The sequence below is a fragment of the Mycolicibacter heraklionensis genome (assembly GCF_001021505.1).
GTDB lineage: Bacteria > Actinomycetota > Actinomycetes > Mycobacteriales > Mycobacteriaceae > Mycobacterium > Mycobacterium heraklionense.
Window position 1 is genome coordinate 328,451 of record NZ_LDPO01000002.1, and the last position, 20,042, is coordinate 348,492.

17 protein-coding genes are annotated in these 20,042 nt (G+C 69.3%); 11 read left to right on the plus strand and 6 right to left on the minus strand.

Annotated elements, in window-relative coordinates; genetic code table 11:
• Positions 1-32 precede the first annotated feature (32 nt).
• A complete protein-coding gene (gene sufB / locus ABW16_RS04875; protein WP_047317993.1) occupies positions 33-1,481 on the minus strand; it encodes a Fe-S cluster assembly protein SufB in 1,449 nt (482 codons plus the stop codon).
• 67 nt (positions 1,482-1,548) lie between these two features.
• Positions 1,549-2,328, minus strand: coding sequence for a helix-turn-helix transcriptional regulator (locus ABW16_RS04880; protein ID WP_412178177.1), 780 nt, complete (start codon positions 2,326-2,328; stop codon positions 1,549-1,551).
• A 139-nt stretch (positions 2,329-2,467) separates the two neighbouring features.
• On the opposite strand from ABW16_RS04880, the gene mptB reads away from it, so the two are divergent.
• The 4 genes from mptB (at position 2,468) to ABW16_RS04900 (ending at position 6,893) form a co-directional block, all read left to right on the plus strand.
• Positions 2,468-4,159: a polyprenol phosphomannose-dependent alpha 1,6 mannosyltransferase MptB gene (gene mptB, locus ABW16_RS04885; RefSeq protein ID WP_047317994.1), complete on the plus strand. Its 1,692-nt coding sequence runs from the start codon at positions 2,468-2,470 to the stop codon at positions 4,157-4,159.
• Positions 4,156-5,094 (plus strand): ABC transporter ATP-binding protein, encoded by a 939-nt coding sequence (locus ABW16_RS04890; protein ID WP_047317995.1) that lies wholly within the window; start codon positions 4,156-4,158, stop codon positions 5,092-5,094. The genes mptB and ABW16_RS04890 overlap by 4 nt, the downstream gene beginning before the upstream one ends.
• A complete protein-coding gene (locus tag ABW16_RS04895; RefSeq protein WP_047317996.1) occupies positions 5,091-5,882 on the plus strand; it encodes an ABC transporter permease in 792 nt (263 codons plus the stop codon). Before ABW16_RS04890 ends, ABW16_RS04895 begins: the two co-directional genes overlap by 4 nt.
• Before the next feature lie 75 nt (positions 5,883-5,957).
• Positions 5,958-6,893, plus strand: a complete 936-nt coding sequence (locus ABW16_RS04900) for a COX15/CtaA family protein (protein WP_047318136.1) — start codon at positions 5,958-5,960, stop codon at positions 6,891-6,893.
• Here ABW16_RS04900 and ABW16_RS04905 read toward each other — a convergent pair.
• Entirely contained in the window at positions 6,849-7,562 is a 714-nt protein-coding gene (locus ABW16_RS04905) for an ATP-grasp domain-containing protein (protein ID WP_047317997.1), read from the minus strand. The two genes, ABW16_RS04900 and ABW16_RS04905, sit on opposite strands and share 45 nt — an antisense overlap.
• 31 nt (positions 7,563-7,593) lie before the next feature.
• Between ABW16_RS04905 and ABW16_RS04910 the strand changes: the two genes are divergently transcribed.
• Entirely contained in the window at positions 7,594-8,577 is a 984-nt protein-coding gene (locus tag ABW16_RS04910; protein ID WP_047318137.1) for a quinone oxidoreductase family protein, read from the plus strand.
• On the opposite strand, the gene ABW16_RS04915 is transcribed toward ABW16_RS04910, so the two are convergent.
• Together ABW16_RS04915 and ABW16_RS04920 are read right to left on the minus strand one after the other, a co-directional pair.
• Complete coding sequence (locus ABW16_RS04915) at positions 8,574-10,190, minus strand: PPE family protein (RefSeq protein ID WP_109519484.1); 1,617 nt, start codon at positions 10,188-10,190, stop codon at positions 8,574-8,576. The genes ABW16_RS04910 and ABW16_RS04915 overlap by 4 nt on opposite strands.
• Before the next feature lie 44 nt (positions 10,191-10,234).
• Entirely contained in the window at positions 10,235-11,785 is a 1,551-nt protein-coding gene (locus ABW16_RS04920; RefSeq protein ID WP_047317998.1) for a PPE family protein, read from the minus strand.
• Positions 11,786-11,954: 169 nt separating this feature from the next.
• On the opposite strand from ABW16_RS04920, the gene ABW16_RS04925 reads away from it, so the two are divergent.
• Positions 11,955-12,455, plus strand: coding sequence for an NUDIX hydrolase (locus ABW16_RS04925; protein ID WP_047317999.1), 501 nt, complete (start codon positions 11,955-11,957; stop codon positions 12,453-12,455).
• On the opposite strand, the gene ABW16_RS04930 is transcribed toward ABW16_RS04925, so the two are convergent.
• Positions 12,430-13,353 carry a heme o synthase gene (locus ABW16_RS04930; protein ID WP_047318000.1) on the minus strand — a complete coding sequence of 308 codons (924 nt, stop codon included), beginning with the start codon at positions 13,351-13,353 and terminating at the stop codon, positions 12,430-12,432. The two genes, ABW16_RS04925 and ABW16_RS04930, sit on opposite strands and share 26 nt — an antisense overlap.
• 207 nt (positions 13,354-13,560) lie before the next feature.
• On the opposite strand from ABW16_RS04930, the gene tkt reads away from it, so the two are divergent.
• From tkt to pgl, 5 genes are read left to right on the plus strand one after another with little or no spacing between them, the layout of a single operon-like run.
• Positions 13,561-15,660, plus strand: coding sequence for a transketolase (tkt, locus tag ABW16_RS04935; RefSeq protein WP_047318139.1), 2,100 nt, complete (start codon positions 13,561-13,563; stop codon positions 15,658-15,660).
• 45 nt (positions 15,661-15,705) lie between these two features.
• Positions 15,706-16,818, plus strand: a complete 1,113-nt coding sequence (tal, locus tag ABW16_RS04940) for a transaldolase (protein WP_047318001.1) — start codon at positions 15,706-15,708, stop codon at positions 16,816-16,818.
• A gap of 4 nt (positions 16,819-16,822) precedes the next feature.
• Entirely contained in the window at positions 16,823-18,379 is a 1,557-nt protein-coding gene (gene zwf / locus ABW16_RS04945) for a glucose-6-phosphate dehydrogenase (RefSeq protein ID WP_047318002.1), read from the plus strand.
• Entirely contained in the window at positions 18,376-19,287 is a 912-nt protein-coding gene (gene opcA / locus ABW16_RS04950; RefSeq protein ID WP_047318140.1) for a glucose-6-phosphate dehydrogenase assembly protein OpcA, read from the plus strand. Before zwf ends, opcA begins: the two co-directional genes overlap by 4 nt.
• Positions 19,284-20,030, plus strand: a complete 747-nt coding sequence (pgl, locus tag ABW16_RS04955) for a 6-phosphogluconolactonase (protein WP_047318003.1) — start codon at positions 19,284-19,286, stop codon at positions 20,028-20,030. The genes opcA and pgl overlap by 4 nt, the downstream gene beginning before the upstream one ends.
• The last annotated feature ends 12 nt before the right edge of the window (positions 20,031-20,042 follow it).

Below are 20,042 nucleotides of genomic sequence, written 5' to 3' on the forward strand. Positions count from 1 at the left end.
GCCGGGGTGGACGTCAAACCAGTGGAAGTCACCTAGCCCACCGAGCCTTCCATCTGCAGCTGGATCAGCTTGTTGAGCTCCAGCGCGTACTCCATCGGCAGTTCCTTGGCGATCGGCTCGACGAATCCGCGCACCACCATTGCCATCGCCTCGTCCTCGGTCAGGCCGCGGCTCATCAGGTAGAACAGCTGGTTCTCGCTGACCTTCGACACGGTGGCCTCGTGGCCGACGGTGACGTCGTCCTCGCGGATGTCGACGTAGGGGTAGGTGTCGCTGCGGCTGACGTTGTCGACCAGCAGCGCATCGCATTTCACGCTCGACTTCGCCCCGTGCGCGCCCTTGTGGATCTCCACCAGGCCCCGGTAGGAGGACCGCCCGCCGCCGCGCGACACCGACTTGGAGACGATGTTGGACGACGTGTTGGGCGCCAGGTGCAGCATCTTGGCGCCGGTGTCCTGGTGCTGGTCCTCGCCGGCGAACGCCACCGAGAGCACCTCGCCCTTGGCGTGCTCGCCGGTCATCCACACCGCCGGGTACTTCATGGTGACCTTCGAGCCGATGTTGCCGTCGACCCACTCCATGGTGGCGCCGGCCTCGGCCCGGGCCCGCTTGGTGACCAGGTTGTAGACGTTGACCGACCAGTTCTGGATGGTGGTGTAGCGGCACCGGCCGCCGGGCCTGACGACGATCTCCACCACCGCAGAGTGCAGCGAGTCCGACGTGTAGACCGGCGCGGTGCAGCCCTCGATGTAGTGCACGTAGGCGTCTTCGTCGACGATGATCAGGGTGCGCTCGAACTGGCCCATGTTCTCGGTGTTGATCCGGAAGTAGGCCTGCAGCGGGATGTCGACGTGCACGCCCTTGGGCACGTAGATGAACGATCCCCCGCTCCACACCGCGGTGTTGAGCGCGGAGAACTTGTTGTCCCCGGCCGGAATCACCGTGGCGAAGTGCTCCCGGAACAACTCCTCGTGTTCCTTGAGCGCGGTGTCGGTGTCGAGGAAGATGACGCCCTGGGCTTCCAGGTCCTCGCGGATCTTGTGGTAGACCACCTCGGACTCGTACTGGGCCGCGACGCCCCCGATGTAGCGCTGCTTTTCGGCCTCCGGGATACCCAGCCGGTCATAGGTGTTGCGGATGTCGTCGGGCAGGTCGTCCCAGGTCTGGGCCTGCTTCTCGGTGGACCGCACGAAGTACTTGATGTTGTCGAAGTCGATACCGGACAGGTCCGAGCCCCAGTTGGGCATCGGCTTCTTCATGAACGTCCGGTAGGCCCGCAGGCGGGCTTGCAGCATCCACTCCGGCTCGTTCTTCTTCGCCGAGATGTCGCGCACCACGGCCTCGGACAGCCCGCGCTGGGCGGCGGCGCCCGCGACATCGGTGTCGGCCCAACCGTATTCGTACCGGCCCAGCGACGCGATGGTCTCTTCCTGGGTGGTCGGCTCCGCAGCTGCTGCGGTGGCCTCCGGCGTCAGTGTCATGGTGACACTCCTTCGATGCTCGTGATGGCTTCGGCGCAGGGTGTGCGCCGAAGGTCGATCGGTGCTGCTAATGCTGTTTTTTGACGGTCCCGACGGTGCTGGACTTGCCGGCCTTCCCGGCCTTGGCGCTTCGGTTGGTCAGTGGCACATGGGTGGTGCAGACGTAGCCGCCGTCGGCGATGGTCGCCAACCGCTGCACGTGGGTGCCCAGCACTTCGGCCATCGCCTGCCGCTCGGCCCGACACAACTCCGGGAACTCCTTGGCGACGTTGGCCACCGGGCAGTGGTGCTGCAGAATCTGCACCGCCGGTACGCCACCCTCCACCCGCGCGGTGGTCGCGGCGTAACCGGCCTCGGTCAGTGCGCCGGCGATGCGTTGGGCGGTGGCCTCCAGGTCACCGTCGTCGTCGGCGCCGTCGCCGGCTGCGACAGCAGCGACCTTGGCCAGGATGGTGTCGATGCGCTGTCGCGCGAAGTCGACCACCGCGTCCTCGCCGCCGATCTCGCGCAGTTGGCGCATGGCGGCCACCGCGAGGTCGTCGTAACGGTGACCAAGCTTGCCGCGGCCGGCTTCGGTGAGCTGGAACCGTTTCGCCGGACGCCCACGCCCCACCTGCTGCCAGGATGCCGCCGCATGTGCCTCGGCGTCACCCATCTCGATCAGGGCGTCGAGGTGGCGACGCACCCCGGCGGCCGACAAGCCCAACCGGGCGCCTATCTCCCCCGCGGTGATCGATCCGGATTCCATCAGCAGGCGCACCACGGCGTGACGGGTGTCGTGGCCGCCGGCGAGCTCAGTTACCGGCATGACATTCACCTCGCCCTCGTTGGAGGCCTCGATTTTCACAACACCAGTGTGACGCAATTCCAGAGCCCGGTCTAGAAAGGGTTACCTCAGTTCAGCCCGGATCGGCCGTTGCGCTGGTCACATCCCGCGCGGCGCCGGGCGTCCCCAGGCATCGCCGAGCGGCCGTTACGCTGCTGGGATGGCAGCCCGCCGGCACTCGCTGAGCACGTCGATCGCGCATCTGCACGGCGACGAGCGCACCGTCGGCTCCCCGCTGAACGCCGCTGAGCTGGTCGCATTGCGCCGAACCCGGCTGTTCGGCGCCACCGGTACCGTGCTGATGGCCATCGGTGCGCTCGGGGCCGGTGCGCGACCGGTGGTGCAAGACCCGACCTTCGGGGTCCGGCTGCTCAACCTGCCGTCTCGGCTGGCCACGGTGGCCCTGACCATGACCACCACCGGCGCGGTGATGATGGCGCTGGCGTGGCTGATGCTGGGGCGGTTCGCCCTGGGCAAGCGGCGGATGTCGCGCAGCCAGCTCGACCGCACCCTGCTGCTGTGGATGCTGCCGCTGCTGGTCGCCCCGCCGATGTACAGCAAAGACGTCTACTCCTACCTGGCGCAGAGTCAGATCTCTCGGCTGGGCCTGGACCCCTACCGGGTGGGGCCGGCGCCGGCCCTGGGCCTTGACCACGTCTTCACCCTCTCCGTCCCGAGCCTCTGGCGGGAGACGCCGGCGCCCTATGGGCCACTTTTCTTGTGGATCGGCCGGGGCATCTCGGCGTTGACCGGCGAAAACATCGTCACCGCGGTGCTGTGCCACCGGGTGGTGGTGCTGCTCGGGGTCGGCTTGATCGTGTGGGCGGTGCCGCGCCTGGCGGCACGCTGCGGGGTCGCCGAGGTCAGCGCCCTGTGGCTCGGTGCGGCCAATCCGCTGTTGCTGATGCATCTGGTCGCCGGCATCCACAACGAGGCGTTGATGCTCGGACTCATGCTGACCGGCACGGAGTTCGCGTTGCGCGGGATCACCGCGGCGCAGCCGCTGCTGCCGTCGCTGCGGACGCGGCCAGAGCCCCACGACTGGGCGCCGCTGGCCGAACTGCTCGCCGGGGCGGTACTGATCACGCTGTCATCGCAGGTCAAGCTGCCATCGCTGTTGGCTCTGGGGTTCGTCGCCATGGCGCTGGGCTGGCGGTGGGGCGGCGATCTGCGGGCGTTTCTGCTGGCCGGTACGGGCATGGCCGCGCTGGCGGCGGCGGTCACCGGCTTGATCGGCTGGGCCAGCGGGCTGGGCTTCGGGTGGGTCTTCACCCTGGGCACGGCCAACGTGGTGCGCAGCTGGATGTCGCCGCCGACGCTGATCGCCCTGGGCACCGGCCAGGTCGGGATCCTGCTGGGTCTGGGTGATCACACCACCGCGGTGCTGTCGCTGACCCGTGCCATCGGTGTGCTGATCATCGCGGTCCTGGTGGTGTGGCTGCTGCTGGTGGTGTTCAACGGCCGGCTGCATCCGGTCGGTGGGCTCGGCGTTGCGCTGGGCATCACCGTCCTGCTGTTCCCGGTGGTCCAGCCGTGGTACCTGCTGTGGGCGATCATCCCGCTGGCCGCCTGGGCGACCCGGCCGAACTTCCGGATCGCGGTGATCGCGGTGACGCTGGTGGTGGGCATCTTCGGCCCGACCGCCAACGGCGACCGTTTCGCCCTGTTCCAGATCGTGGACGCCACCCTGGCCAGCGCCGTCGTGGTGCTGGGGTTGTTCCTGCTGACCTACCGGCGCCTGCCGTGGCGCGAGTTGCCGGCCGAAGCCGAGCCCCCGGCCGGCGACGCACCGGCCGAGGAACCGACCCCGCGGTCGGCCGCCGCCACCGACGCTTACGCTGATTCTCCGTGAACTCAGCTGTCGCGGTGCGCTTGCGCGGGGTGCGCAAGCGTTACGGGACCGGTCCGTCTGCGATCGAAGCGGTCGCCGGCCTGGATTTCGACGTACAGACCGCCGAAGTGTTCGCGCTACTCGGCCCGAACGGCGCCGGGAAGACGACCACGGTCGAGATGTGCGAGGGCTTCGTCCGCCCGGACGCCGGAACCATCGAAGTGCTCGGCTTGGACCCGGTCGCCGACAATGACCGGCTTCGGGAGCGCATCGGCGTGATGTTGCAGGGCGGCGGCGGCTACCCGGCCGCCCGCGCCGGCGAGATGCTGAAGCTGGTGGCGTCGTATTCGGCCAACCCGCTGGACCCGCAGTGGCTGCTGGACACCCTGGGCCTGACCGATGCGGCGCGCACCACCTATCGCCGGCTCTCCGGCGGGCAGCAGCAGCGGCTGGCGTTGGCCTGCGCCCTGGTCGGTCGGCCGGAATTGGTGTTCCTCGACGAGCCGACCGCGGGCATGGACGCCCACGCCCGGCTGCTGGTGTGGGAGCTGATCGACGCCTTGCGCCGCGACGGCGTGACCGTGGTGCTCACCACGCACCACCTGCGCGAGGCCGAAGAGCTGGCCGACCGGCTGCTGATCATCGACCACGGCGCGGTGGTCGCCGCCGGCACACCGGCGGAGTTGACCCGCAGCGGCGCGCAGGGGCAGCTGCGGTTCACCGCGCCGCCGCGGCTGGATCTGTCGTTGCTGATCACGGCGTTGCCGGAGGGCTATCGGGCCAGCGAGGTGCTGCCCGGTGAATACCTCGTCGAAGGAACGGTCGACCCTCAGGTGCTGGCGACCGTGACCTCCTGGTGCGCGCGCCTGGACGTGCTGGCCACCGCGCTGCGGGTCGAGCAGCGCAGCCTCGAGGACGTGTTCTTGGAGCTGACCGGACGGGAGCTACGCCCATGAGTACCGACCAGCAGGTCTTCGCGCCCGGCACCTTCACCCCCGACCCTCGCCCGGCGAGGGTTCCGGCGATGCTCGCCGCGCAGTACCGGCTGGAGCTGACCCTGCTGCTGCGCAACGGCGAGCAGCTGCTGTTGACGATGTTCATTCCGATCACCCTGCTGATCGGTCTGACGGTGCTGCCGCTGGGCCCGTTCGGCGAGGGCCACGCCGAACGCGCCACCACCGTGCTGCCGGTGATCATGTCGCTGGCGGTGATCGCCACCGCGTTCACCGGGCAGGCCATCGCCGTGGCGTTCGACCGGCGCTATGGGGCGCTGAAACGACTGGGCGCCACGGCGCTACCGGTGTGGGGCGTCATCGCCGGCAAATCCCTGTCGGTGGCCACCGTGGTTCTGCTGCAGTCGGTGCTGCTCGGGGCGATCGGCGCTGCGCTGGGCTGGCGGCCGACCCTGGCCGGCCTGGGCCTGGGGGCGGTGGTCATCGCGCTGGGGACCGCCTGCTTCGCGGCGTTGGGCCTGCTGCTCGGGGGGAGCCTGCGCGCCGAGATTGTGCTGGCGGGCGCCAACCTGATGTGGTTCGTGTTCGGCGGGTTCTCCGCGCTGACCGTGGAGACCGACCTGGTTCCCGGCACGGTCCGCTGGCTCGCCCGGCTGACCCCCTCGGGGGCGCTCACCGAGGCGCTGGCACAGGCACTGAGCGTCTCGGTCGACTGGTTCGGTATCGCGGTGGTGACGGTGTGGGGTGTGCTGGCCGCCGTCGGTGCGGTGCGGTGGTTCCGGTTCAGCTGACCCGACTACTCCAGCTGACCTACTACGGGATGTAGTTACCGATCCTCTACGATCAGGCCCGTGGGACGGTTCCTGATGCGCCTGGTAGACCTGCTGCCCGAACCGGGCCTGCGGACCCAGCGATGGCTGGCCGCCGCCGTCGTCTTCACCCAGGGATTCATCTCGGTCACCGGCGCGATCGTCCGCGTCACCGCGTCGGGGTTGGGTTGCCCGACGTGGCCGCAGTGCTTCCCGGGCAGCTACGTCCCGGTCGCCGTCTCGGAAGTCCCGCGGATTCATCAGGCCATCGAGTTCGGCAACCGCATGGTCACCTTCGCGGTCGTGATCACCGCGGCGCTGGCCGTGCTGGCCGTGATCCGAGCCCGACGGCGTACTGAAGTACTGGTCTATGCCTGGCTGATGCCCGGCTCCACGGTCTTGCAGGCGGTGATCGGCGGGATCACGGTACGCACCGGGCTGGCGTGGTGGACCGTGGCCGTGCATCTGCTGGTCTCCATGCTGATGGTGTGGCTGGCGGTGCAGTTCTACGCGAAAGTCGGCCAGTCCGACGACGAGTCGGCGGTGGTGCGCTATCGGGTGCCGGCGCCGTTGCGCGGGTTGACCGCACTGTGCGCCGTCACGCTGGCCGCGGTGCTGGTGACCGGCACCCTGGTGACCGCCGCCGGGCCACACGCCGGCGACAAGAGCGCGGCCCGCACGGTGGCCCGTCTCAAGGTGGAGGTCGCCACGCTCGCTCACCTGCACGAGTCACTGCTGATCGGATTCCTCGGACTGCTGGTGGGCCTGGCCTTCGGCCTGGCTGCGGTGCAGGCGGCCAAGCCGGTGATCCACCGGCTGGCGGTGGTGACCGTCCTGACCTTCGTTCAGGGGCTGATCGGCGTGGTGCAGTACTTCACCGGCGTTCCCGCCGTGCTGGTCACCCTGCACGTGGCGGGAGCGGTGCTGGTCACCGGCGCGACCGCGGCGCTATGGGCGTCGCTGCGAGAGCGGACCCAGCCCGAGTCGCTCTAGCGCGGCCTCGACCTCGATGGCGAACCGGCGCTGCGCGCGGTCTCGTTCGTCGGCGTCGAGCTCGGCGAAACCCAGTTGCGGCGCAATCAAATCCAAGCTGATCAGGCGCACATCCGGGGCGCTCCCGGCTAGGTCTACCCGCGCGTAGAGCAACTCTTCGAGCCGGATGCTCAAGCGTTCGGCGGCCGACCGGAGAGCGGCACGTCCGACATCCCACAGTTCGAAGTCCGGGTCGGACCCTGCGGCGCCGAAGGCGTGCGATCGACCGGCGCCGAAAAACACCAGCGCGCTCACCTCGGCCGGTGGCCGTCCCGCCAACGTCGGCACCCCGTCGCACTGCAGGTCCGCCAGGTAGCGGCGGTCGGCGTTCCAGGCCACCGCTTCGGGCGGGTTGAGCAGGTGGGCCACCCGCGTCGTCCAGTTCATGAATTCGGCCTGCCGGGCGGGGTCGCCACCGGCCGTTCGCAGAATCACCAGGTCCGCTTCCAGCGTCTCGGCGTCGTCCCAGGGCAATCGGCGGGCGTGCAGCCCACGGTGACGCAGCGCCGCGACCAGGCCGGCGTCGTCATCGGCAGCCGCAGATGGCTCGACACCGTCGTGATGGCCGCCCCGCGGATCGACCGCCAGCACGATGCGCGGATGGAAGATGTCGGGCCGGGCCAGCTTCATGCAGACCTCACATTCGGAGATGATAGTCACCATGCACGCCGTGGAAGTGGCCGCGACAGGCGGCCCCGAGGTTTTGAACTATGTCGACAGACCACAGCCCTCCCCTGCCTCCGGTGAGGTGTTGATCCGGGTCGAGGCCGCCGGGGTCAACTACATCGACACGTATTTCCGCTCCGGGATCTACCCCGCTGAGCTGCCGTTCGTGGTCGGCAACGAGGCCGCGGGAACGGTCGCCGAGGTGGGCGCGGGAGTGACCGCACTGGCGGTGGGTGATCGCGTGGTGACGGCGGCTGCGACCGGCGCCTACGCCCAATACTGCACGGCACCAGCGTCTTTGACGGCGCTGATCCCGGACGGCGTCGAGGCCGGTGTGGCGGCGGCCGCGCTGCTCAAGGGCTTGACTGCGCACTATCTGATCAAGTCGGTGTATCCCGTGCAGCCCGGCGACACCGTGTTGTTGCATGCCGGCGCCGGAGGGGTGGGCCTGATCCTCACCCAATGGGCCACCGCGCTCGGCGCCCGGGTGATCACCACCGTCTCGAGTCCGTCCAAGGCCGCATTGTCGCGGCAAGCCGGCGCCGTGGAAGTGCTCGACTACCCCGGCTCGGCCCCCGGGGACGCCGCGGCCTTCGGCGCCCGGGTCCGGGAGTTGGCCGACGGCGGGGTGGCCGCCGTGTACGACGGGGTGGGTGCGACGACGTTCGACGCCAGCCTGGCCAGCCTCGCGGTGCGGGGCACCTTGGCGCTGTTCGGCGCGGCCAGCGGCCCGGTGCCGCCCGTCGACCCGCAGCGGCTCAATGCCGCCGGATCGGTCTACCTGACACGCCCCAACCTGGCTCACTTCACCCGAACCGCACCGGAATTCACCTGGCGCGCGGGCGAGCTGTTCGAGGCTGTCGGCAACGGCACCGTCACGGTGACGGTGAGCCGGCACTACCCGCTGGCCGACGCGGCCCAAGCCCACCGCGATCTGCAGGGCCGCCACACGGTCGGCTCGATCGTGCTCGACGCCTAGCGGGAATCGTTCCAGGTTTCGGGCAGCAGCGGCAGCCGGGGGCCATCGGCGAACTCGTCTCCCGCCAGCCGGGTCAGCCCGGTCGGCCGGGATTGGTCGGTGCGCACCGCCCCGGCGCGTCCCAGATCGCCGGCGCCGTGATCCGACGCCGGTGTCGGTCCCCAGTCCGGGCTGACACCGACCGTCAGATCCATCACCGCATCGTCGTGGCCCGGTCTGGTCTTGCGCCGGCGAAGGCGCTTGGACCGACGGGCGTCTGCTGCCGCGGCCGCTGAGGCGGTCTCCGGCGTCGGCGACTTCTTCCTGGCGCTGTCCGCGGCGCTGGCGTGGGCTCCCAACCCCGACCCGAAGTCGATGCCGGGCCCGCCGCCGACGAGGTAGGGCACCAGCGGCGCGCTCGCGGGCACAGCCGCCGGCGGCGCGGGCGCCGGAGCCGGCGGGCTCGCACCGGCCGGAACGCCGGCCGGCGGCCCGGCGGGCGGGCCGGCAGGCGGTGCCATGACGGGTGACCCGACCGCGACGCCGGGTACGTCGGTGGCGAACACCGGGGGCGCCGGGGCCGCGACCACGCCTCCCGGCGCCGGCAGACCCAGTCCCGCCAGACCGGCGAGGCCGCCCAGAGTGCCGGCGGGGGCCACCACCGCACCTGCCGCGGCGACGAACAGCGCCGGGGACTGACTGATCGTCGTCGCCAACTGGGCGATGTGGGTCGGCCAGTCGAAGAGCGCCAGCGCCGCAAGGTATTGCAGCGCCGGAATGATCTGGCTCGGGTCTTGGGTGATGTTGAGGAAGTCCTCGAACAGCTCGAGGGACCGCGCGAGGTACCAGATCGGTTGCGCGGCATTGGAATAGTAGTCGTAGACCTGGCCATTGAGGGTGCCGGCAGCGGGATTCCAATTGATGCCGAAGTTCTGCAGGAAGTGCGAGACGGCGGTGGTCAGGGCGTTGGAGATCATCGGGTCGTGCGCGGTCACACCGTCTTGGATGCCCAGACTTTTCAGGATCGGATCGAGGAAGTCGAGCAACCCCTGCAGCGGATTGCCCGACGATTCCGACGTCGATGAGGACGCGGCCGATTTCTGGATCGGGACCGTCGCAGTAACGCTGGGGGCCGCTGCGACCGCGGTTTCGCAGACCGCCTGATAGGTCGCCATCGTGGTGGCGGCCTGCACCCACATCCGGAAGTAGTCGGCTTCGTTGAGGGCGATGGGAATGGTGTTGACACCAAAGAAGTTGGTCGCGACCAACACCCCGTGGGTGGCGTGATTGGCGGCCAGCTCCGGGAGCGTCGGCATCGCCGCCAGCGCGGCGGCATAAGCCGCCGCCGCCTGTTCGTGTGCGGCTGCCATCCGGGCGCTGTCGGCCCCGGCCCGATACAGCCACGCCAGATACGGCAGATGCGCCGACTGGTACTGCTCACCGGCGACACCGCGCCACAGCCCGGCCGCCACCGATGCCAGCAGGGCGGTCAGATCCTGCGCCGTTGCGGTGTATTCCGTGCTCAGCGACGACCACGCGCCCGCGGCAGCGAGCAGCGGGCCGGGGCCGGGACCGGAACTGAGCAGCGTGGCATGCACTTCCGGCGGAGACGCCATCCACATCGGCCCGAACACAAGGATTCACTCTAGCGAATCTATAGTTTCGGGTCGCCGAACTCCTACCCTTTTTCGTCCGGCCAACTGCCCGGCAGCAAGGGCAGGCGCGGCGCGTCGTCGAAGGCACCGCCGGAGGACACCGTCAGCCCCCCGGCCGGGGTACCGTCGCGGGCCCCCGTCCCCGCGAATCCGGTTGCCCCTTGTGACGACGCTGTCACGCCGGGATCGTCCGGGTCAGCCCAGTCCGGTGTCACTTCGACGTTGAGGTCCATGACGACGTCGCCGGGCCGGTGCAGCTTGGCTCGCCGGCGACGTCGGGCCCGCTGCTGGTCGCGCTCGGCCGCGGTGGCCGCAGCGGCAGCCGCCGAACCGCGCCGCTCGGAGGCCTTGCGTGACGCGCCGGCGCCGACGGGCATGCCGGACCCGGTGCCGATGCCGGGCGGACCGAGCAGATACGGCGGGAAGAACGGCGCGGCGCCCGGCGGCGGGGGCGGCGGCGCCGGAGGGGGACCGCTGATGCCAGCCGCCGCGGGGGCCGGCGCCGGAGCCGGGGCCGGGGCCGGCGCCGACGGAATCGCCGGTGCCGGCGCTCCTGCTGAGGCCGATCCGAACCCGGCAAAGGCATCGGGAGCGGTGTCCAGCGGCAGCGGCGCGAGGGGCTGCGGAAGGCCTGCCAACCCGGCCAGCCCGGCGAAACCTCCCACCGCGCCCACCGGAGCGACCAGCACGCCGATCGCGGCGGCGAACAACTGGGGCGACTGGGCCAGCCAGGAGCCGATCTCGGCGAGGTGCGTGGGCCAGTCGAACTCGGCGAGCTGAACCAGGTATTGGAACGCCAGCGCGGGGTTCTGCTGGAAATTCACGCCGAGCTGCTGGAAGTCCTCGAACAGTTCCAGGGCCCGCACCAGCCAGAACATCGGCTGGTTGGGATCGGCATACTCGTCGTAGGGAATCCCGTTCATCATCGCGTGGGCGGGATCCCAGTTGATCTGACCGTTGCTGGCGGTCTGCAGGATCTTGGCGATCAGCTGGTCCAGCGGATCGTTGACGGTGGGGTCGGTGCCCTCGTCGTCATCGGCGGGTTGCGCATCGGCCTTGACGATCGGGGGCGCCGCCGGCGTGTGCGGCACCGAGGCCACCGCCGCACCGCCGACCGCTTGATAGGTTGCCATCGTCGCCGCGGCCTGCACCCACATCCGCACGTAGTCGGCCTCGTTGAGCGCAATCGGAATCGTATTGATCCCAAAGAAATTCGTCGCCACCAATACCCCGTGGGTGGCGTGGTTGGCGGCCAGTTCCGGCAGCGTCGGCATCGTGGCCAGCGCGCTGACGTAGGCCCCGGCGGCCGTCTCGTACTGGGCCGCGGTCGCCACGCTGTCAGCGCTCGCTTGCGTCAGCCACGCCAAGTACGGCGCATGAGCCGCCACATACGCCTGCGCACTGGGACCTTGCCACGCCCCGGCCTGCACCGACCCCAGCAGCGCCAGGAGTTCATCAGCGGCGTCGGTGTACTCGGCTCCCAGCGCCGACCACGCGGACGCGGACGCCAGCAGTGGGCCGGGCCCCACTCCGGCGCTCAGCAAGGCGGAGTGCACCTCCGGAGGAGATGCCATCCATGCCGGCGCCGGGGCGGTCACGGCCGACCGCTCAACGGACTGTTGAACATGATTTTCATTATCGACAATTGAATACCCGCTGCGACGGTCAACGCAAGAGACACCACCTCCGCGTTGCCTCAGATGACGGCGTGATGTGAATGACCCGACTGGCACGATCAGTCACATGCCAACTCCACAGTTCATCGTCGACCTCCGCACCCACATCGGCCATGCCCCGCTGTGGCTGATCGGTGTGACGGCAGTGGTTATCCGCGGCGACGACGTGCTACTCGTCGAACGCGCCGACAACGGCATCTGGGCGCCGGTGACCGGGATCGTCGACCCAGGAGAAGAGCCGGCTCACGCCGCCGTCCGGGAGGTCGCCGAGGAGACCGGTGTCACCGCGGCGCCCGAGCGGCTGGCCTGGGTGCACGTCACCCCACCCATCACCCACGTCAACGGCGATCAGGCGCAGTACCTCGACCATGTCTTCGTGATGCGCTGGGTGGCGGGCGAGCCCTACCCCGCCGACGACGAGAGCACCGACGCGCGCTGGTACCCGTGCACCGCTCTACCCGACATGCCCGAGCGGATGCGGATGCGTATCAGCGCCGCGCTCGACCCGAGCCGGGAAACCCAATTCGAATGGAGCGAGGAGCCTAGAACAGGGTGGGCAGGCCGATGACGGAGTCCACCGCCAGCGCGCAGAAGACCAGCGCCAGGTAGTTGTTGGACTGCAGGAAAAGCCGCAATGGCTTGACCGGTTCACCACGACGTACGCCCGCGTACAGCTGGTGGGCCATCGCCAGGAACCACGCACCAGCCACCACCGCGACCGTCGCGTACAGCCAGCCCGCGGCGGGCACCAGCGCCAACGTGGCCAGCACAGTCGCCCAGGTGTAGAGAACGATCCGGTGGGTGACCACACGCTCGCTGGCGACCACCGGCAGCATGGGCACCCCCGCCGCCGCGTAGTCCTCCTTGTAGCGCATCGCCAGCGCCCAGGTGTGCGGCGGCGTCCAGAAGAAGATCACCAGGAACATCACCAGCGCGGGCCAGCCGATGGTGCCGGTGACCGCCGACCAGCCGATCACCACCGGCATGCAGCCGGCCGCCCCGCCCCAGACCACGTTCTGGGAGGTACGCCGCTTGAGCATCATCGAGTAGACCAGCACGTAGAACGCGATGGTGGCCACGGCCAGCAAGCCCGACATCAAATAGGTGGTGCGCCACAGCCAGACAAACGAGCCGGCACCGAGCGCCAGGCTGAACACCAGGGCGTTGCGGGTCGGAACTGCGTCGCGAGCCAGCGGACGGCGCGCGGTGCGTTTCATCACCTTGTCGATGTCGGCGTCGACCACGCAGTTCAGCGCGTTGGCGCTGGCGGCAGCCAGCATCCCACCGATCAGCGTGTTGAAGATCAGCAGCGGATTGACCGTGCCACGGTCCGCCAGCAGCATCGCCGGAATGGTCGTGACCAGCAGCAACTCGATGATTCGGGGCTTGGTCAGCGACAGGTAGGCCAACAACGTGCTACGCACAGCGCGTATTCGGCGCGGCTCAGCGCGCTCGCGAATACTCACGTGATGACTCCTAGGATGGCAGCTGCGACGCCAGCTTCTACTACGGACGATGGTAGACCGCCTGGCCAGGTCGGCCGAATCGCAGGGTCAATTCACGGCGAATCCACACGACGACGCCGACCTGCAACACCGCGCGTGCCCGCATTAGGCTGAGAACCAACCCGGCTTGTTGTGAAGACCTATCTCGAAGATGAGGACCCGAAGTTCGTGACCACTGCTGCTGAGATCTCCGCTCTTACCCGCCCGCACCACCCCGCAGACTGGGCCGAGATCGACTCCGTCGCAGTCGACACCGCCCGGGTGCTGGCCGCTGACGCGGTGCAGAAGGTCGGCAACGGCCATCCGGGCACCGCGATGAGCCTGGCGCCGCTGGCCTACACGCTGTTCCAGCGGGTGATGCGCCACGACCCCTCCGACACCGAGTGGCTGGGCCGCGACCGGTTCGTGCTGTCCTGCGGTCACTCCAGCCTGACCCTGTACATCCAGCTCTACCTGGGCGGTTTCGGGCTGGAACTGGCCGACATCGAGGCACTGCGCACCTGGGGCTCCAAGACCCCGGGCCACCCGGAGTTCCGCCACACCAAGGGCGTGGAGATCACCACCGGCCCGCTCGGTCAGGGGCTGGCCTCGGCGGTCGGCATGGCGATGGCCGCTCGCTACGAGCGCGGCCTGTTCGACCCGGACACCGCGCCGGGCGAGAGCCCGTTCGACCACTTCATTTACGTGATCGCCTCCGACGGCGACATCCAGGAAGGCGTCACCAGTGAGGCGTCCTCGCTGGCCGGCGTCCAGCAGCTGGGCAATCTGATCGTGTTCTACGACCACAACAAGATCTCCATCGAGGACGACACCGCGATCGCGCTCTGCGAGGACACCACCGCCCGCTACCGGGCCTACGGCTGGCACGTCCAGGAGGTCGAGGGCGGCGAGAACGTGACCGGCATCGAGGAGGCGATCGCCAACGCGAAGGCCGTCACCGACAAGCCGTCGTTCATCTCACTGCGCACCATCATCGGCTACCCGTCGCCGGGCAAGATGAACACCGGCGCGATCCACGGTTCGGCGCTGGGCGGCGACGAGGTGGCCGCCACCAAGTCCGCACTCGGATTCGACCCGGACAAGGCGTTCGACGTCCGCGAAGACGTGATCACCCACACCCGCGGGCTGGTGGCCCGCGGCAAGGCGGCCCACGCGGACTGGCAGGTGCAGTTCGAGTCATGGGCGGCCCGCGAGCCGGAGCGCAAGGCGCTGCTGGACCGGCTGCTCGCCGGTGAACTGCCCGACGGCTGGGACGCCGAGCTGCCGTACTGGGAGCCCGGCTCCAAGGCCGTGGCCACCCGCGCCGCGTCCGGCAAGGTGCTCAATGCGGTAGGTGCCAAGCTTCCCGAATTGTGGGGCGGCTCAGCCGATCTGGCGGGCAGCAACAACACCACCATGGACGGCGTCAAGTCGTTCGGGCCGTCGTCGATCTCCACCGGCGAATACACCGCCGACCCCTACGGCCGCACCCTGCACTTCGGGATCCGCGAGCATGCGATGGGCTCGATCCTGTCCGGCATCGTGCTGCACGGGCCGACCCGCGCCTACGGCGGCACGTTCCTGCAGTTCTCCGACTACATGCGGCCCGCGGTGCGACTGGCCGCGCTGATGGACATCGACCCGATCTACGTATGGACGCACGACTCGATCGGGCTCGGCGAAGACGGCCCGACGCACCAGCCGATCGAGCACCTGGCGGCATTGCGTGCCATCCCCCGGCTGTCGGTGGTGCGTCCGGCGGACGCCAACGAGACGGCTTACGCCTGGCGCACCGTGTTGGCCCGCGGCGCGGACAGCGGGCCGGTCGGGCTGATCCTGACCCGGCAGAACGTGCCGATCCTCGAGGGCACCGACGCCGAAGGCGTCGCACGCGGAGGCTACGTGCTGGGCGGCCTCGAAGCCGCCGGTAGCGAGGACCCCGACGTGGTGCTGATCGCCACCGGCTCCGAGGTCCAGCTCGCGGTCGAGGCGCAGAAACTCTTGGCGGCCAAGGACATCCACGCCCGCGTGGTGTCGATGACGTGTCTGGAGTGGTTCGAATCGCAGCCGGCCGACTACCGCGACGCGGTGCTGCCGCCGTCGGTGTCGGCTCGGGTGGCCGTTGAAGCCGGCATCGCACAGTGCTGGCACAAGATCGTCGGCGACACCGGCGAGATCGTGTCGATCGAGCGCTACGGCGAATCCGCCGACTACCAAACCCTGTTCCGTGAGTTCGGCCTGACCGCGGAGGCCGTCGTCGCCGCAGCCGAGAGAACCCTGGACAACTGACGTCAATCGGAACCGACTGACCTCTCGATTGAGAAGGAGCGCACCATGACTCAGAATCCCAAGCTTGCCGCTCTCAGCGCCGCCGGCGTCTCGGTGTGGCTCGACGATCTGTCCCGCGACCGGCTCACGTCGGGCAACCTGGCCGACCTGGTCGCCACTCGCAGCGTGGTCGGGGTGACCACCAACCCCACCATCTTCCAGAAGGCACTGGAGAAGGGCCACGCCTACGACAAGCAGCTGGCCGAGCTGGCCGCTCGGGGCGCCGACGTGGACGCGGTGATCCGCACCGTCACCACCGACGACGTACGCAACGCGTGCGAGGTCCTGACCCAGGCGTGGGAGGCGTCCGACGGCGTGGACGGCCGGGTGTCGATCGAGGTCGATCCCCGCCTGGCCCATGACACCGACAAGACCGTGGCTCAGGCCGTCGAACTGTGGAAGATCGTCGACCGGCCGAACCTGTTCATCAAGATTCCGGCCACCAAAGCGGGTCTGCCGGCTATCACCGCGGTACTGGCCGAAGGGATTTCGGTCAACGTCACGCTGATCTTCTCCGTCGAGCGGCACCGCGAGGTGATGGACGCCTACCTGGCGGGCCTGGAGGCCGCCAAGGCCGCCGGACACGACCTGGCCAAGATCCACTCGGTGGCGTCGTTCTTCGTGTCCCGGGTGGACACCGAGATCGACGCCCGGTTGGAGAAGATCGGCTCGGCCGAGGCCCTGGCGCTGCGCGGCAAGGCCGGGCTGGCCAATGCCCGGTTGGCCTACGCCGCCTACGAAGAGGTTTTCGGCGGCGAGCGCTTCACCGCGCTGGCGTCCGACGGTGCACGCGTGCAGCGCCCGTTGTGGGCGTCGACCGGGGTGAAGAACCCGGACTACCCGGACACCCTGTACGTCACCGAGCTGGTTGCGGCCCACACCGTCAACACCATGCCCGAACCCACGCTGGAGGCGGTCGCCGACCACGGGGACATCACCGGCGACACCATCGCCGGCACCGCGCCGGCATCCCAACAGCTCTTCGACCAACTCGCTGCGGTGGGCGTCGATCTGACCGACGTGTTCCTGGTGTTGGAGAACGAGGGCGTCGAGAAGTTCGAGGCATCCTGGGGCGAACTGCTGGACGCCACGGCAACGCAGCTCGAAGAGGCCAAGTGATCTGATGGCCGGCGCCGGGGCAGCGCACAACACCCCCTCGGGGTGGCAGAACCCGCTGCGAGACAAGCGAGACAAACGCCTGCCCCGCATCGCCGGCCCCTGCGGCGTGGTGATTTTCGGGGTCACCGGTGATCTGGCCCGGCGCAAGCTCATGCCGGCGATCTATGACCTGGCCAACCGCGGGTTGCTGCCGGCGACTTTCGCACTGGTCGGGTTCGCCCGCCGCGACTGGGCCGACGAGGATTTCGCCGACGTGGTCTACCAGGCCGTCAAACAGCACGCTCGGACTCCGTTCCGTCAGGTGGTGTGGGACCGGCTGGCATCCGGATTCCGGTTCGTCACGGGCACATTCGATGATGACGAGGCGTTTGCCCGGCTGGCGCAGACCCTGGAGGAACTCGACGCCGAGCGCGGCACCGGGGGCAATCACGCGTTCTACCTGTCGATCCCGCCCGGGGCGTTCCCGGTGGTGTGCGAGAAGCTGCACTCGACGGGACTGGCCCGGCCGCGGGACGGCCGATGGAGCCGGGTGGTGATCGAGAAGCCGTTCGGCCACGACCTGACCAGCGCGGTCGAGCTGAACAGCGTGGTCAACAGCGTGTTCCCCGAGGAGTCGGTGTTCCGGATCGACCACTACCTGGGTAAGGAGACGGTCCAGAACATCCTGGCGCTGCGCTTCGCCAACCAGCTGTTCGACCCGATCTGGAACGCCCACTACGTCGATCACGTGCAGATCACCATGGCCGAAGACATCGGCCTGGGCGGGCGAGCCGGCTACTACGACGGCATCGGCGCTGCCCGGGACGTCATCCAGAACCACCTGCTGCAGTTGCTGGCCCTCACGGCGATGGAGGAGCCGGTGAACTTCTCCCCCGCCGAACTGCAGGCCGAGAAGATCAAGGTGCTCTCGGCCACCCGGCTGGCGCAGCCACTGGATGAGACCACCTCCCGCGGCCAGTACGCCGCCGGGTGGCAGGGCGGCGAGCACGTGGTGGGCCTGCTCGACGAGGAGGGCTTCGCCCACGATTCGCGGACCGAGACCTTTGCGGCCATCACCCTGGAGGTCGACACCCGGCGTTGGGCCGGCGTGCCGTTCTACCTGCGCACCGGCAAGCGGCTGGGCCGGCGGGTCACCGAGATCGCGCTGGTGTTCAAGCGCGCACCACATCTGCCCTTCGACGACACCATGACCGACGAATTGGGCAAGAACGCGCTGGTGATCCGGGTGCAGCCGGACGAGGGAATCACGCTGCGGTTCGGTTCCAAGGTGCCCGGCCACCTGATGGAGGTCCGCGACGTCAACATGGACTTCTCCTACGGGTCGACGTTCTCCGAGGATTCACCGGAGGCCTACGAGCGGCTGATCCTGGACGTGCTGCTGGGTGAGCCCTCCCTGTTCCCGGTCAACGCCGAGGTCGAATTGTCTTGGGAGATACTCGATCCGGTGCTCGAAAACTGGGCCGAGCACGGCAAGCCCGAGCCGTATGTGGCCGGAAGCTGGGGGCCGCAGTCGTCGTTCGAGATGCTGGAGCGCTCCGGCCGGGAATGGCGGCGCCCATGATCATCGAGCTGCCGAACACCACCACCACCGCGATCAACAAGAAGCTCAATGCGATCCGCGAGCAGGTCGGTGCGGCGACGACGGGTCGGGTGCTGACGCTGATCGTGGCACTGGAAACCGACGCGCTGCTCGACGAGTCCATCGACGCGGCCAACATCGCCAGCCAAGAACACCCGAGTCGGGTGATCGTGGTGGTCAGCGGAGACGCCGGTTCCGGCGAGTCCCGCTTGGACGCCGAGTTGCGGATGTTCGGCGATGCCGGCGCCAGCGAGGTGGTGGTGCTGCGGCTGTACGGCCCGCTGGCCGGTCACGCCGAGGCCGTCGTCGTGCCCTTCCTGCTGCCCGATATCCCGGTGGTCGCGTGGTGGCCCGATGTCGCGCCGGCGGCACCGGCCACCGACCCGCTGGGGTCCCTGGCGTTGCGGCGGATCACCGACGCCACCAATGCCCCCGACCCCCGGGCAGCGATCAAGAGCCGCCGAGACGGCTACACCGCCGGCGACACCGACCTATCGTGGAGTCGGATCACCTACTGGCGGGCGCTGCTCGCCTCCGCGCTGGATCAGCCGCCGTTTGAGCCGATCCGCTCGGCGGTGGTCTCCGGGCTGGCGACCGAACCGGCGCTGGACATCCTGGCCGGCTGGCTGGTCAGTCGCATCGACGGGCCGGTTCATCGCGCGGTCGGCGAATTGAAGATCGAATTGACGCGCGACAGCGAGACCGTGACACTGAGCCGCCCCCAGGACGGGGTCACCGCCACCTTGAGCCGCACCGGAAAGCCGGCGGCGCTGGTGCCGTTGCCCCGCCGGGTGACCGCGGAGTGCCTGGCCGAAGATCTGCGCCGACTGGATCCCGACGTCATTTACGGCGCCGCGCTGACCGGCCTCGAAGAAGTGGAGTATCTGTGATCGTCGCGACCTACCCTGACGCCGACGCGCTGGTCGCCGCCGCCGGTGACCGGCTGGCCGATGCCGTCGAATCGGCCATCGCCGCCCGGGGCCGGGCACTGGTCGTGCTGACCGGCGGCGGCAACGGCATCGCGCTGCTGCATCGGCTCGGCGAGCATGCCGCGCGGATCGACTGGGAATGCGTGCATCTGTTCTTCGGTGACGACCGCTTCGTTCCGGCCGCCGACGCCGATCGCAACGACAGGCAGGCGCGCGAAGCCCTCTTGGGCCGCATCGAGATCCCGGCTGCCAACGTGCACGCCATGCCGGCCAGCGACGGTGCATACGGCGACGACCTCGACGCCGCCGCGCGGGGCTACCAGGAGGTGTTGGCGGCCAACGCCGAGCCTGGCCAGCCCGCGCCGGACTTCGACGTGCACCTGCTGGGCATGGGCCCCGAGGGCCACGTCAACTCACTGTTCCCCGACACCGATGCGGTGCGCGAGACGACCCGCCTGGTGGTCGGGGTGCCCGACTCACCCAAGCCGCCGCCGCGCCGCATCACGCTGACACTGCCGGCGATCCGGCGCTCCCGCCAGGTGTGGCTGGTGGTGGCTGGGGCGGCCAAAGCCGAGGCGGTCGCCGCCGCGGTCGGCGGAGCCGACCCGGTGTCGATGCCGGCCGCCGGTGCGATCGGGCGTGAGCAGACGGTATGGCTGCTCGACGAGGCAGCTGCCGCGGAGCTGCCCGCGCAATCTGTCTAGCTGCGCTCGGCA